Source organism: Shewanella sp. 2_MG-2023 (assembly GCF_030548905.1).
Lineage (GTDB): Bacteria > Pseudomonadota > Gammaproteobacteria > Enterobacterales > Shewanellaceae > Shewanella > Shewanella electrodiphila.
This window is the reverse complement of sequence record NZ_JAUOSO010000004.1, coordinates 92,856-108,624: the sequence shown is the minus strand read 5'-3', so window position 1 is coordinate 108,624 and position 15,769 is coordinate 92,856. Positions and strand designations below refer to the sequence as shown.

The 15,769-nt window shown below is 41.7% G+C and carries 10 protein-coding genes; 6 read left to right on the top strand and 4 right to left on the bottom strand.

Features of this window, described 5'->3' with window-relative positions; all coding sequences use genetic code 11:
* Nucleotides 1–3: 3 nt before the first annotated feature.
* Nucleotides 4–1,833 carry a DEAD/DEAH box helicase gene (locus Q4600_RS05840; protein WP_229369818.1) on the top strand — a complete coding sequence of 610 codons (1,830 nt, stop codon included), beginning with the start codon at nucleotides 4–6 and terminating at the stop codon, nucleotides 1,831–1,833.
* 124 nt (nucleotides 1,834–1,957) lie between these two features.
* Complete coding sequence (locus Q4600_RS05835) at nucleotides 1,958–2,986, top strand: lipid A deacylase LpxR family protein (protein WP_303513713.1); 1,029 nt, start codon at nucleotides 1,958–1,960, stop codon at nucleotides 2,984–2,986.
* A gap of 146 nt (nucleotides 2,987–3,132) precedes the next feature.
* Here Q4600_RS05835 and Q4600_RS05830 read toward each other — a convergent pair whose 3' ends face one another.
* Nucleotides 3,133–4,074: a DMT family transporter gene (locus Q4600_RS05830; protein WP_303513712.1), complete on the bottom strand. Its 942-nt coding sequence runs from the start codon at nucleotides 4,072–4,074 to the stop codon at nucleotides 3,133–3,135.
* Between the two features lie 242 nt (nucleotides 4,075–4,316).
* Here Q4600_RS05830 and Q4600_RS05825 point away from each other — a divergent pair, with 242 nt between their 5' ends.
* Nucleotides 4,317–5,420 carry a phosphoribosylaminoimidazolesuccinocarboxamide synthase gene (locus tag Q4600_RS05825; RefSeq protein WP_229369812.1) on the top strand — a complete coding sequence of 368 codons (1,104 nt, stop codon included), beginning with the start codon at nucleotides 4,317–4,319 and terminating at the stop codon, nucleotides 5,418–5,420.
* An 86-nt stretch (nucleotides 5,421–5,506) separates the two neighbouring features.
* Here Q4600_RS05825 and Q4600_RS05820 read toward each other — a convergent pair whose 3' ends face one another.
* Nucleotides 5,507–6,661, bottom strand: coding sequence for a DUF1624 domain-containing protein (locus tag Q4600_RS05820; protein WP_303513707.1), 1,155 nt, complete (start codon nucleotides 6,659–6,661; stop codon nucleotides 5,507–5,509).
* Nucleotides 6,662–6,966: 305 nt separating this feature from the next.
* On the opposite strand from Q4600_RS05820, the gene Q4600_RS05815 reads away from it, so the two are divergent.
* Both Q4600_RS05815 and Q4600_RS05810 read left to right on the top strand, forming a co-directional pair.
* Nucleotides 6,967–9,114: a TonB-dependent siderophore receptor gene (locus Q4600_RS05815; protein ID WP_303513704.1), complete on the top strand. Its 2,148-nt coding sequence runs from the start codon at nucleotides 6,967–6,969 to the stop codon at nucleotides 9,112–9,114.
* Between the two features lie 89 nt (nucleotides 9,115–9,203).
* On the top strand, nucleotides 9,204–10,322 hold the full coding sequence (locus Q4600_RS05810; protein ID WP_303513701.1) for a PepSY domain-containing protein: 1,119 nt from the start codon (nucleotides 9,204–9,206) through the stop codon (nucleotides 10,320–10,322).
* Between the two features lie 175 nt (nucleotides 10,323–10,497).
* Here the strand turns inward: Q4600_RS05810 and Q4600_RS05805 are convergent, their stop codons facing one another.
* Both Q4600_RS05805 and Q4600_RS05800 read right to left on the bottom strand, forming a co-directional pair.
* Nucleotides 10,498–12,678: an ExeM/NucH family extracellular endonuclease gene (locus Q4600_RS05805; protein WP_303513698.1), complete on the bottom strand. Its 2,181-nt coding sequence runs from the start codon at nucleotides 12,676–12,678 to the stop codon at nucleotides 10,498–10,500.
* A gap of 225 nt (nucleotides 12,679–12,903) precedes the next feature.
* Nucleotides 12,904–14,355 (bottom strand): S10 family peptidase, encoded by a 1,452-nt coding sequence (locus Q4600_RS05800; RefSeq protein ID WP_229369844.1) that lies wholly within the window; start codon nucleotides 14,353–14,355, stop codon nucleotides 12,904–12,906.
* A gap of 333 nt (nucleotides 14,356–14,688) precedes the next feature.
* Here Q4600_RS05800 and Q4600_RS05795 point away from each other — a divergent pair, with 333 nt between their 5' ends.
* Complete coding sequence (locus Q4600_RS05795; protein WP_303513696.1) at nucleotides 14,689–15,657, top strand: phosphotransferase; 969 nt, start codon at nucleotides 14,689–14,691, stop codon at nucleotides 15,655–15,657.
* Nucleotides 15,658–15,769 lie beyond the last annotated feature (112 nt).

The window sequence follows — 15,769 nt, the reverse complement described above, 5'->3', positions numbered from 1 at the left end:
TCAATGTCATCCGATGAAAGAACTTTCCGCGAACTTGGTTTATCCGAGAATTTGCTTCGTGCCCTTGACGATCTAGGTTACGAAAAACCAACTCCAATTCAGTCAGCAAGTATCGACCCGCTAATGGCAGGTAAAGATATTTTAGGTCAAGCTCAAACTGGTACTGGTAAAACAGGTGCTTTCGCACTGCCTTTACTTAACAGTGTTGACCAAAAGCTGAATGCTCCTCAAATCCTAGTGCTTGCGCCAACTCGTGAACTTGCAGTTCAGGTTGCAGAAGCATTTGGTAGCTACGCTAAACACATGAAAGGCTTCCATGTACTACCTATCTACGGTGGTCAAAGCATGCATCAACAATTAAGTGCGCTACGTCGTGGCCCACAAGTTGTTGTTGGTACGCCTGGTCGTGTAATGGACCACATGCGTCGTGGCACATTAAAATTAGATTCATTAAAAGCATTAGTGCTTGATGAAGCTGATGAAATGTTAAAAATGGGCTTTATTGACGATATCGAATGGGTATTAGAACATAAGCCTGCTGACAGCCAACTTGCTCTTTTCTCTGCGACTATGCCAGAGCAAATCAAGCGCGTTGCTAACAAGCATTTATCAGATCCTGTTCACATCAGTATCTCTACGACTAACTCTACCGTTGAGTCTATTGATCAACGTTTTGTTCAAGTATCTCAACATAACAAACTTGAAGCGTTAGTACGTGTATTAGAAGTTGAAAATACTGAAGGTATTATCATCTTCGTTCGTACTCGTAACAGCTGTGTTGAATTAGCTGAGAAACTAGAAGCTCGTGGCTATGCTTCATCACCATTACACGGTGACATGAACCAACAAGCCCGTGAACGTGCTGTTGAACAGCTTAAACGTGGCAAGTTAGATATCCTTATTGCTACTGACGTTGCGGCTCGTGGTCTTGACGTTGAGCGTATTGGCCACGTAGTAAACTACGATATCCCATATGATTCAGAAGCTTATGTTCACCGTATTGGCCGTACAGGTCGTGCTGGTCGTACAGGTATGGCAATTCTTTTCGTAACAAATCGCGAAATGCGCATGTTACGTACCATTGAGCGTGCGACTTCAAGCCGTATTTCGCCAATGAAAGTACCTAGCCCTGAAACTGTTGCTGAGCGTCGTTTATCTCGTTTAGGCGAGCAAATCCAAGAAACCATTAATGGCGACTTAGATTTCATGAAGAACGCTGTTGCAGAATTATGTCAACAACTAGAAATCGACACTGATTTGCTTGCTGCTGCATTATTACAACAAGTTCAATCTGAGCGTCCTTTACAGCTTCCAGCTATTCAAGAGCGTCAACGTGATTCTCGTGACAGTGGCAGAGATCGTGACAATGGTCGTGAACGTCCTCGTCGTGATTCACGCGGTGGCCGTCCATTGCCTACAAGCTTTGGTAGCGCAGAAGGCTTAAAAGATAAGCCTGACGTTAAGATGTGTCGTTACGTAATCGAAGTAGGTCGCGACAATGGTGTTGGTGTAGGTAACATTGTTGGCGCTATCGCTAACGAAGCTAACATCGACAGCCAATTCATTGGTCAAATTCAATTATTTGATCAAGTGACTTCAATTGACTTACCAGACGGTATGCCAAAAGATGTGCTGACTCACTTACGTAAAGTACGTGTATGTGGCAAGCCACTTAACATCCGCGAAGCGGGTGATACGCCTTTCCCTGAGCAAAGCGACCGTCCACGTCGTCCACGTAATGACCGCCCTCGTGGTGATCGTCCTCGTGGTGACCGTCCTCGCGGTGATCGCCCTCGTAATGACCGTCCACGTAAGCCACGTGATAGCGAGTAATTGATCACAGTATCAACAATCTGTTGAACTGAAAGCGTATAAAAATGGAGCCTAGGCTCCATTTTTTAATGCCTATTGCTATATTCTGCACTCGTTGATACTTATTGATACAGTTCACTCTTCTATGCTAACAACCGCAAGCAAACTCACGTTTTACTTCCTCTGCTTTTTATCGCTAATTAGCCAGTCAACTTTAGCTAATGAATCTAATAACGATTGGGTCCAATTTACGTTTGAGAATGATGCCTTTGGTTTAATTGATACCAGTGACAACGGTTACAGTAATGGTCTTGATTGGAGCTGGGGAAAAGCGGTCGTAAATGATTATGACGATATAGACTTACTAGGGTGGCTAGAAACGCTTTATGGTTGGAGCTATTTAAATCAGGGTAGCAATAGGCAGTATCAGGTTAGCTACAGCGTCTCTCAGCGGATGTATACGCCTGATGATTTACAAGTCGATACCTTAATCGAAGCTGACAGGCCCTACGCTGGCACCCTGCTTTGGCAATCGAACTTACGTAGTTATGCTGATGGCATTGGCGACAATTTAAGCATCACTTTAGGTGTCGTGGGTCCAGCCTCTTTAGCAGAACAAACTCAGAAACAAGTGCATAAAATTATCGATGCTAAAGAGCCCTTAGGTTGGGATAACCAACTCAGTAATGAAGCCGTTTTTCGTATTCAAGCACAGCGACTCTATCAGTGGGCATATACACCAATTTCAGAGAATGTGGAATTTGATAGTGTCCTACATGGTGATGCTTCTATAGGTAATTTGATGAGCCATGCGGGTGCAGGTTTAACTTTCCGTATTGGTAATATTCTTAATCAGAGCTATGCCTATATCGCGCCTGCAGCCTCAAGAAGTAATAATGGTTATATCATCAAAAGTGCTGACCGATTGAGTTGGCAATTCTTTGTGACCTTTTATGGCCGCTATGTATTAAATGACATCACCATTGATGGCAACACGTTTAAAGATAGCCATTCTGTAGAGCTGACCCATGAACAAGCCATGCTCAATATGGGATTTATGCTCAACTGGAAAGACTGGGGGCTAGTTTTTTCAACCATTCGAGGCACTGAGCAATATAACAATCAACCCAGTACCGCCAACTTTGCAGCTGTCAGCATTAGCTATCGTTTCTAGGGCATGTTGCTGTTTCAAGGTTATGTGGGCAGCGAATTTTGCTTAGATGCTAGGCGGCAATTCATTCGCCGCGCTTAATCTGTTTTATCTCGAACAAAAACTCAACCAGTAAAGATCAACACGACCTCATCATACTTTGACGACTTTTATTCTTGATGCTTATACGCACGTTTGTTTTGATATACAGGCCAAATTTGTACCGCAAACACTGAACCAATTATCAATCCGATACCCAATAATGACCAGCCATCAAGAATATCTGCGCTAAACACTTGTGGCCACCAGCCTACTTTCACCACAATCGCATTGGCAACAAAGCTCAACACAGGGGTTAATGCGAGCATCGCACTGACCTGAGCCGTTGGCCAATACTTCATCGCCTGCCCAAAACAGCCATAAGCAATTAAGGTATTTGCCGCGCAAAAGCACACGATAATCCAGTCGTTAGTATTCATCAGCTCGAAATGCTCAAATTGACTAAAAGGAGCCATGAGCGCAATGCCTAAACCATAAATGAATAACAGCACATTATTGGGTGATAGCTTAGTAATTAATGACTTTTGTAGCAGCGCATAACTTGTCCAAGATAAGACTGAAAATTGCACTATTAGCACGCCAAAACCTATCTGACTGGCGTTGCTCGCCGACGTATCTAAGCTTGGGTGGAAAAATAATAACACTCCAAGAGCTAAGGTCGCGAAGCAACTAAGCTGCACAGCAGTTAAGCGTTCTTTAAAGAATAAGGCGCCACCAAATGCCAGATAAAATGGTGCCGTTTGAAAGTTAAGCTGAGCGGTTCCTGGTGACAGATAATCCAGTGAATACACAAAAGATGTGTAATTACACATTAATAAAATACCCGCAGCCGACAATCGTAGCCAATCGCCTTGAGTTAATCCTATAAATTGTCTTAATGCCCCAAACCGCCACTGCAATAACAGCGTCACCACAAACGCCACTAAGAATCGAAACCAAGTTAGTGTAACAGGATCGATAAAACCACCCGATAGCTTTAAGGCTATGGGTAATATCCCCCAAAAAATCACGGCAACAGAAACAAAGATGAATCCTATACGAGTATGGCTCACTAGATTGAAAATCTCGATTTAAATGGCTTTAATTTGGCAACATATTGCCTGATTGTTGCAGACTAATAAACCCATTAAACGTTTAAATATTAGGCTCAGTATTCGCTATACAGGATTAAGAGTTTAGCCACCTGATAAGCATGGAAATCTCACTTAATACAGGTAAAATAGCCGCCATAAAATTGCTATATCCTTTGTCACCAAGGGTAGCCCCTACACCTAACTTCTAAGGAACACTGGTCATGAGTCTTGCTGATTCAGTTCTTGCCATTAATAATGATTTGCCTATCCGTACCGATAAACCGGTACATAGCGGTAAAGTCCGCAGTGTTTATTGGCTCACAGAGGCTGATAGTAGCCGCCTGATCCGCGATAAAGGCTACAATGTCCCAGCTGATACGCCGTTAGCTATCATGGTGATCAGTGACCGCATTTCCGCTTTCGATTGCATTTTCCATGGTGAAGGCAATTTGCAGGGTATTCCAGGAAAAGGCGCGGCGCTAAATGCAATCTCCAATCATTGGTTTAAACTGTTTGCAGAAAATGGTTTAGCTGATAGCCATATCTTAGATATTCCGCATCCATTTGTTTGGATTGTTCAAAAAGCACGTCCAATTAAAGTCGAAGCAATTTGTCGTCAATACATTACTGGTTCAATGTGGCGAGCTTACGCAAAAGGTGAGCGTGAGTTTTGCGGCATCACTTTGCCAGAAGGCCTTGAGAAAGATCAAAAATTACCTGAATTACTCATAACTCCTTCAACTAAAGGGATCTTAACCGGCATTCCTGGTGTTCCAGAGCAAGATGACGTTAATATCAGCCGCAGTGATATAGAAGCCAATGTTGAAGCATTTGGTTTCGAGAAAGCCTCGGACATCGACTTATATGAAAAGCTGCTTAAAGAAGGTTTTAAGGTTATTTCCGACGCATTAAGTGGCCACGACCAAATGTTTGTCGATACCAAATTTGAATTTGGCTATGTCGATGACAAAGATGGTAACTCAAAGCTGATATACATGGATGAAGTCGGTACTCCTGACTCTTCACGTATTTGGGATGGCGCAGCCTACCGTGATGGCAAAATTGTTGAAAACTCCAAAGAAGGTTTCCGCCAATTCTTACTCAATCATTTTGACGATGCTGATATTTTGTTAAACAAAGACAGAATGCCTGAACGTGAAGCACTAGCCCGTGATAATGACTTACCCCTTGAAGCGATGATGAATGTGTCGCGCACTTATACGGGCGTTGCAGAAAAGGTCACAGGCAGCAGCATTAACCTTCCTGAAAACCCGAAAGAAGATATCATTAAAGTCCTGCGTGAAAACTACGATTTAATCGTGTAGTACAGCAAGATAATTAAGTGTAAACAAGCATGATAAATTTGAAAAAGGCGCCACAAGGCGCCTTTTTTGTATCCGTTAAACACAGATTATAAATACTTAATCCAAGCCTGTTTACTCTGATGCTTATACTGACTAAAACGTTTAGTTGGATAGTAAAGCAACACGGCTAAAACGATTGTTACAACCCACACCCAACCGATGTGGGTAAAGCCATATAATTCGCCATAATTAGGGCCAATAACATTGACGGCAAATCGGTACATAAACAGTAACAAATACAGGTGCACAATATAGAAAAACATCGGTGCAGATCCAAATGTGGATAACACCTTACCGTATTGAGGTTTGACCTTTTCAAGCATGCTTAAGCACAAAAGTGTGCCGCCAATTGTGACCAATAAAAAACCAAGAGATGGAGGATACTTAGTCAGATTAAATATCGACTTTAAGGTCATAATTACACTATCACCTTGCTGCCAATCTAAAGTCTCTCCATAGATATTAAAACCACGTAAAATCGCAAATAACGCAAAACTAACCAGACCTAAACCAATTAAAATATTATGGCGTTTAACATCATCAAAACTCGCAGCGTAAATTGGCGCAATAACATAGCCTAACAAGATAACCCCAATCCAAGGCAGCACTGGATAACTGGCTCGAATACCGACAAAATCACTGGTAAAAATATTACCGCGATCATGCAATATTGCCCAAATGGTATAACCCCACTCACCTGGTGCAAAGCTAATTGGTGTCAGAGCATTGTGTCCAAACACAATCACCAAACCAATAACCCCAAGCCAAAATCTTGGTAAGCCTATAAGTAACGCCAGCGCAAGCATACTGATACCAATTGCCCACATGACTTGTAGCCAAATCATGTCGTAATTTCCCATCCACTGAAACGTAATCACAGTACACTCTAATGCGATGATAAACAGGCCACGCTTGATTAAAAAAGATCTCGCAGAACGCTCTGGGCCAAATTGCGGATGACTATATAACCAGGCGGAGACCCCGGTTAAAAACACAAACGTTGGCGCACAAAAGTGGGCGGCAAAACGACTGATAAACAATCCTGTACTGGTGCTATCAAGTGTCATGGGATCGGTGACTTGCTCATGGAAGAAAAAACGCTCTCTCACATGATCAAGCAACATAATCAACATGACGATGCCACGCATTATATCGATGCTATCAATACGCTTTTTCAACATCTGTGCACTTACTGTTTTCATTAATAAAACTCTCTTACTGACTTTCTAAATACCATTCTGACATCAGAATAAATTAGCTACAGTTGCACTATAGCAATCACCAACTACAACAGATCTTCCTCAAGTGCCATAGTGAAAATAATACGTCAATATAGTAATGAAATATTTTCAAAATCTTTACAAAACCAACCAATTGTAAATGATAATGATTTTCATTTAACTTATGTTAACTTTTCTATATCATCTGTCTCGAAAAAAATACATCCCAAAACAACACTTTCAATCAGTAAGCATTGTGCTTACACAGCAGTTAAGATGATAAAAATATGAAACTTAGCCCGATTTACTTATCTCTATTATGCGCTTTTAGTGTCATACAATACGCCTCTGCAGCGGATCAAGAACCAAAAGAAGACACCGCTGTTAATGATGACTTAGAAGTAATTGAAGTGACAGGACGTTACATTCAAGGTTACAACGCTCACTCTGCAAGCGGTGCATCTAGATTGGATCTAGCCATTACCGATATTCCTCAATCAGTATCTGTTATTACTGAAGCTCAAATGAAAGACTTTCAGTTAACTGACATCAACTCAGTACTAGATACCGCCACGGGCATTAACGTAGAGCGTATCGAAACAGACCGCACATATTATACTGCTCGCGGTTTTGATGTGACAAACTTTCAAATTGACGGCATCGGTCTACCATTAACCTCAGGTAACAATCACGCCGACGAAGATACCGCTATTTATGACCGAATTGAAGTTATCCGTGGTGCAAATGGCTTAATGACTGGGGTAGGTAATCCTTCAGCTACAGTTAACTTTATTCGCAAGCGCCCAACTGTTGAAGACCAACTCCTTATCTCTGGCACCTATGGCAGTGATAACAATGCCCGTCTCGAACTTGACGGTTCTGTGGCGATTACTGATAAGGTTTCAGCCCGTGCAGTCGCAGTTAAACATAAACAAGATTCTTACCTCGATCGTTACGAACAAGACAAAAATGTCTTGTATGCCTTCATCGAGGCTGAGCTTACCGATAGCACGACTATCTCGTTAAGTCACAGCTATATAGACAATGACGCTACAGGCAATAACTGGGGAGCTTTACCGCTTTATTATACTGATGGTAGCCCAACCAATTATGACCGTTCGACCAACACCTCTGCTGATTGGTCTAACTGGCAAGTAGAAAAGAATAATACTGTTTTTGAGATAAGCCATTACTTTAATGATGATTGGCGTTTACGCGGAACTTACTCACATAAAGTGACCGATGAAGATACCGAATTATTCTATGTTTATGGCACCCCTGACAAAAATACCGGGTTAGGTTTAACGGGTTATGGCAGTGAATATGACTTGGATGAAACTACTGATTTAGCAGACCTATACGTAGATGGTAATTTTGATCTATTTGGCCGTAACCATCAGTTAGTGGTTGGTATTAACCATGCTGAACTAACATACAACGATAGCTCGTTATACGACTACACCACAGGTAATGGTTTCCCTGCTATGCCCGACTTAAATGACTGGGATGGCAATACACCTAAACCAACCTTCAATGACGGCCTAACGGGCAGTGACGTACGCACCAAACAACAGGCGGCATACTTTACTGGACGCTTTAACCTATTCGAAGACATGCATGTTATTGCAGGTGGACGTTATAACACTTGGGAAGCGAACGGCGAAGCCTACAGCGTTGACCAAGAAACGGATGCAAGCGAGTTTATTCCTTACTTAGGCATGGTGTATCGCTTTAGACCTGAAATCATTGCTTACGCAAGTTACACCGAAACCTTCCTTGCACAAAAAGAGCTAGATATAAACGATCAGATGCTCGACCCTGTCACCGGTGAAAGCAAAGAAATCGGCATTAAAAGTGAGCTATTTGACGGCAACCTGATTGCCAGTTTGGCCTATTTTGATGTTGAGCAAACCAACTTAGCCACATTAGATCAATCAACAATATCACTGCCACCTGATCAACACCGCTATATCGGTGCTGACGGCATTAACAGTAAAGGTTTCGAAATTGAATTTGCAGGTGAATTGTATACAGGGCTTCAAGCCAGTATTGGTTACACCGACTTTGACATTAAAGGCGATGACGTTGTTGCTGATTACACACCAGAAAAACTGTTAAAGCTGGCAGCGACCTATGAGTTCCAAAATATCGAAGGCTTCTTTATCGGTATGAACATGCGCTGGCAAGATGATACTTCTCGTAAGCAAGGCATCGTTGCTGATGGTTTTGACAATGCAGGGCAAGAAATTGTTACCGAGCAAGAAGCCTATGCCATCGTTGATTTAATGGCTAAGTATCAATTTACTGATGATATTCAATTGACAGTAAATGCCAACAATGTGACTGACGAAAAGTACATTACTAGTTTGTACTGGGCTCAAGGCTTTTATGGTGCACCAGCTAATTACAGTGCCACGCTAACCTGGAAGTTATAACCCTATTCAAAGCCTCCTTGCTCATTTAGCAAGGAGGCTTTGCTTATTTAGGATGGACTAAAAGTGTTATTAACCTCTTAGAGTAAATTATGAGAAAAACATTATTCAAATGGCACTCCTACGGAGCGCTTATCGCCATGCTGCCGTTATTGATCATTTCAATAACTGGCAGCATTTTGGTTTTTAAAGTCGAAATAGATAGCTTGCTGCGACCTGCCCATATGGTGGTTGACGCTGAGAGTACAAGCGAGCGTGTCAGCTTAGATACCTTGATGCAAACCACCTTAACGGCTAACCCTGAATACGAATTAGGAGGATGGGAACTGTTCGATGATAAGCAACGTTCTGACGCCGCCTATGTGATAAAACGCGGCACTGAAGATTGGGGGAAAGTCTATATTAACCAGTATTCTGGTGAACTGTTATCTCAGCCACAAGCCATGGATCACTATATTACTGACTGGTTATTAGAGTTACATTACTCGTTTCTATTGCACGTAAAAGGCGCATGGGTGGGATTTTTTGCTGCGCTACTGATGTTATTTTTAGGCATAAGCGGCATTATTTTATACCGTCGTTTCTGGGCTAAAATATTCACTATGCGCTTTAATGCAGTAAGACGAATTTTATTCAGTGATATCCATAAATTCATTGGCATTTTAAGCTCACCTATTTTACTTATCATGGCATTCACTGGCGGCTACTGGAATATTGCCGGCATATTGCATGAAATCAATGACCATGGTGACGGCGGCCATGTTTATATTACTGCGCCACTTCATAGCCCTGATATTTCGTTTGAGTCGCTCAGGCAGCAAAGCAGCCAAGAGATCCCAACTTATCAGGCGGGCTATTTAGCCATGCCCCATGAACCCGATAGAGATATTTCATTTTATGGTGCCGTCGAGACAAGTAACCCATTAAACAGTGAATACTCGAGTGTGGTTAAATTTGACAAAACCACTGGCGAATTGTTGAGTAAACAAGATATACGCGAAGCGGGTTTTCTGATGGTGTTTTTAGACAGCTTTCGTAAGCTTCACTTTGGCTACTTTGGTGGATTACTCACTAGAATTATCTGGTGTATTGTCGGTTTAATGCCAGTTTTTCTTGGTTTTACTGGCTTATATTTATTCTGGAGTCGCCGCAAACAAAAAACAGCGGCTAAGCGCTCAAGAATTGCCACAGAAGCTCAATCAGCAACTTAAGATTTGCAGCTAAAAAAAGGAGCCACTAGGCTCCTTTTTTGTTGGTATTGATGAATCAATCTATTCAATAAAACCAATCTATTTATTCAATAAAATCAATCTATCCAATAAAACCAATCTATCTATTCAATAAAATCAAATACAAGTCACGCCTGTTGTTAAGCTATCATGCTCATTAAACAGTGAGCCGCCTGCTCTTACGGCCAAACCCTAATGCGGATAACAATAATAAACCTAAAAAGCTTAAACTCGCGCCAGCAGCCTTATCTTTAATCACTGCCACATTAGATGCTTGCGCCTCAGGGTATGACAGCGCGATGAGCACTGGATCGTGATCTGATGAAGAGTAAACATTGTCAGACTTAGCCAACTCTCCAGTATATTTACTGCTGTATTCAAACAAGCTCGATTCAACGGCATTAATATGCCAATCTTCAATCGCCACTAACCGCGCTGCTAAGCTTAAATTACCTAAGGCGTGGTCTAAGTTGCCCAATTCACCACGATAACTGTACGAGTAAGTCTCAGCACCATGTGCTTGGGTATTTAAATTAATTAATCCGAACCCTTTATCAATCACCAACCCTTGGGCTTCATGATCTAGGCCATTTAAGCGAGTGTGTGATGCAGTACTGATAACACGTTCACTACGATTGGCATCATAGTCAGTTAACACGGCTAATGGATCTTCTTTGCCATAGGCATTCAAATCACCGATAACCAGCACATCTCCGTCTAAGTCTATTATCGACTCACCAATCACCTTGGCGGCGGAAACACGAAACGCATTACACTTTCCCTGTAAATCCTCAGGTTCTGAATCTTCATTAAAGCTTAACCAATCTTCTAAACAGCCTGAGCCTTTAGATTTAAAATGGTTAACCACAATAGTCAGTTTTTGATCATTAACCCTAAAACCTTGCATCAAACTGTGGCGCTGATATTTTTTGTAAGCTGGATTCAACTCTTTTACGCCATCTTTAATACGTGAAACAACGCCCTCTTTCACGTGTTGCTCTGGCGTAGCGATAACCTTTGCTAGGCCATCTAAAGTGACCACAGCAGGTCGATATAATATGCCGACAGCGATGGCATCACTGCCAACCAAACCATTGTTGTCAGTCACTTCGACAAATTGATAAGCAAGCTCAGTAGGCTGCTTGTCATTTAGCGCAGTGACTAAGTTTTGAATTGCACTTAACTCACCAAAACCATTATTTTCAACTTCCATTAAGCCAATAATGTCAGCATTCATTGCCGCCATCGCATTAACCATTTTTGTTCGTTGCAGCAGCATTTCTGACTCTATCTTGGCGCCGCGATTGTGACCTAATGGATTAGCATCACCGCCAAATGGGCTGTTAAAGAAGTTCAGCACGTTAAAACTGGCTACACGTAAATCACCTTGATTCGCTATCGCTGGCGCAGCGCTGCGATCCTGATTGCGCACAAAGTCACTGCCACTGATTTCGTTGATTGGCATAAAGCGATATTTGTCGTAGCTATAGCCGATGACCCCTTCAATATTGATCAATGTATCGCCGATGCGAATATAACCATTCTCGGCATTAAAACTTGGAAAGTACGGTACCTTGCCATGGTCAGCTTTATAGTCTGATTCAACCACCAGCTGATTACTGATATTGGCTTTATTTAATGCTATCGCCTCAGCAGATAAAGGCGCATAAACCTGAGTGGCTTTCATTAATGGCGCTTGATGGGATAGCACCATATTGTTGCGATACGAGTCATAATCAAGACTGAATGAACGTGTGACTGTCATGTCACTTTTAGCGGTTAACATCACCTTCATGCCTTCAAATCGTTCAAGGGCTTGAGCTAAGCTTTGACCCTCTTTTACCTGCAATGGAGTAGCCGCTATCTCACCAACTTGATTACCGAGTTTATATTTTGGCTGGAGCTCAAGATTGATTTGGGTAAAACCTGAGTATTCTTGTACTTTACCTGTTACGCAGATTTCCATTCCTGGGACGATTTCAGCTGGCGCAGAAGCGCCCCAATGGACAAAAATACCGTCAGATGTCAAAGGTGAACCATCACCTAGTGGATCTTGAATAAAGAAGCCTTTATATAATCTTTCCGCTCTAGCTGTGACTACACCTGTGGTGGTGACTTCCTTAACGGATTCATTGCTTTGTGCAGTAACAAATGGGCTAGTAGAGCCTGTGCCTTGGATCTGATAAATCGGGGTGATGTTTTCAGCGTCACACAAAACCTCACTCGCCATTGGCGTTTTAGTTATAGCCGTTTTAGTGATAACCGATTTAGCTTGCGCCAACATTGGCATAGCCAGAATGATAGGCAACGACACCGCAGATAATATGCTCACTCTCATTTTACATTCCAATTTATTATTTTTTTTGCTTATTGATGCAATATATTCAACAAGGACTAGATCAAGCACTAGGTGAAGAACTAGGTCGCTAATACATTGAATAATATTACTAAATAGGTTGATTTGATAGATAAAAAAGGAGCCGAAGCTCCTTTATCGTTATCACTTAATTGCTCATTCCTCATTGCTCAATAAGTTCGACAATCTGTTAGCAAACATAAGCAGTTAATATTTTGCAGCCTCATTTTCTTTTGGCATAGTCGCTTCAATAAACTCACGTAAATCTTGATTAGATTGCTTTAAGTCTTCTGAACGCAAGTACATCATATGACCGCTACGGTAGCCTTTAAAGCTTAAACGGTCTTTCATTTTACTGCTTGGGTCGAGTTGCCACATGCTGTATTTGGCATCAAAATAATTGGTCGCACCATCATAATAACCAGCTTGCACCATCACATTTAAGTATGGATTTTGCGCCATTGCCTGACGTAAGTTTTCACCTGTTTTATTATTGGTACGATCCCAAGGGTGTACATTACCTAACATGTAATACTTAATATCCGTTTTATAATTTAACTCTTCACGCATGTAAGCATTAATCGCTGGGGTAAACGAGTGCAACCATGAGGTTAACTCCGCATTGTAATCAGGGCTGTCACCCACATCTTGCTTATCAATACCTAGGTAACGCGAATCTAGACGACCTACCGTTTGGCCACGCTCTCGAAGTAACGCCTTCCAAAAAAAGCGTGTCGATACATCAAGGTTAGATTTAAGTACTTCATCCACACTCAAGCCTGAAAAATAAGCCACTTTTTCAGCTATTTTCTGCTTGTGATCAGGCGCGATAAAGCCACCCATGGCTAATGCAGGAATATATTCATTAATCGTAAACGCTTCAACTTCTGGTAAAAACTCGGTTAAATCAGCATTTTGTAATTCTGCAGACAAGGCCTTGTGATACCAAGCCGCCGCCGCAAAATACGGTAGGCGATTAGCCGATTTAACAGGCCCTTTACGCTCAATACCTATGTCTGTCGGTGACACTAAAACGACACCGTTAAGATACATCCATTGACGGTCTTGTAACTCTAATGCCAAACCAGAGACACGAGTTGTACCGTAGCTTTCGCCAATAAGGTATTTAGGTGAGCGCCAACGTTCATTGCGACTCACAAACGTATTTAGCCATTCTGCCAAATACTTAATGTCAGCATTCACACCAAAAAACATTTTTTGTTGTTCATCTTTGCTTGGCATCTCGCCATCTTTATTGGGCAGTACTCTTGAGTAACCAGTGTTAACAGGGTTTACGTAAACGATGTCAGCAATATCAAGAATTGAATGAGGGTTCGCTTTTACCCCGTATGGTTGCAACGGATAACCTTCTTCATCAACATTAATCGCACGCGGGCCTGTGTAACCAATATCCATCCATACCGATGCAGAACCTGGCCCACCATTAAATGAAATCAATAAAGGGCGTTTCGCTGTGTTACGCACATTTTCACGCTGGTAATAGGTGTAGTTAAGGGTTGCCACCGCATCGCCATTTTCATTCCATACTGGTTGGGTACCTACCGTGGCGGTATAGGAAAAACTATTACCATTCACTTTCGTTTTATGTTCTGTCACCACGGTTTCATCAACAGCGATTTTACGACTATGTTCAGCCATAGATGATGAGCGAGTGTTGTTAGTGTCGTCTTCCGCTAAAACTGAGGTTGTCGCCAATAGGGGGGAAAAACAAAGCAGCGTCGCTGCGAGGGTAATAGCCTTCATACCGGTTCTCTTTTTTATTAATCTAGGGTATTTGTGTGCGTCTATTAAATGTCCAAATGTCTCACAGTGCAATCAAAGTGTTATCCTATGGGCAACTTCAACACAACAATTACCTATAACCAACTAATTTTAAAGACTTAATAAAATTAACAATAATCGTAAGCAAACGTACATTCACATTTTATTTTACAGTATCAGCTGAATTAATGACTGCCTAGGAAACCCTTTATGAGCAAGACACTACAATCCTGGCAACAAGCCAATTGGCCGCAAACCGCTCAGCGCTGGACTGAAGCTGAGTTAAGCAAACAAAACATTCGTTTAATCGATGAATTACAAGTTGTTAAAACGTGGGCTTTGGGTCATGTACTCAAGCAATCAACTGGCTCAGGTGATACTTTCTTTAAGGCCACGGCTTTCTTACCTTTGTTTTCAAATGAGGCCAGTCTATGCGCAAAGTTATTTGAACTGTTTCCACAATATAGCGCTAAAGTCATCGCATTCGACGCCCATCAGCAATGGATGTTAACCGAAAGTTTTGGTGAGGCATTTGTCGATACTGTTCCGCTTTGTGACTGGGTTAAACCTTTTACTGAGTTCGCCAATCTACAATTGGCTTCTGTTGACCACATTGAAGAGTTAGAAGCGGCTGGCTGTATTCGTCGTGACATTACCCAATTACCAACACAGCTGCAGCGCATTTTTAATGATAAGGCCATTATTTCTCGCTTACCCCAAGATATTGACCTATCTACTGAACGCCTAAGCCAAGTACTCACTAAGCTCAAACAATCTGTCACAGCATTAGCCGCTTATCAGTTGCCTTCTAGCTTGGTTCATAGTGATTTACACATCGAAAATATTGCTCCACGTAATGGCGTAAAAGAACACTTTACCTTCTTTGATTGGAGCGACGGCTGCATTAGTCACCCTTTTATCGATGGCACTTACTTATTTAGAATGGATGACAGTGAGGGGAAGCAACAAATTATTGATGCTTACTTAAATCAATGGTCAAAATATGGCTCCAAAGATGAATTAAAACGAGCATGGCAGCTTGCTGAAAGTATTTGCTATGCACATCAAGCTGTTTCGTATGCTGAAATGCTGCATATTTTGTCAAAGCAACAAACCCCTGATTTAATCCATGCATTTGAAAATGCTTTTAGACGGTTTTTGTTTAAGATGATGAATTAATAATGATTAAAAACATAAAAAAGACCTTGTTTACAAAGAGGTACAATGAAATAACTTTTAGTTATGTTGTTTACAGCAACCACATGTAACAAATCGAATAAAAAAGAATATA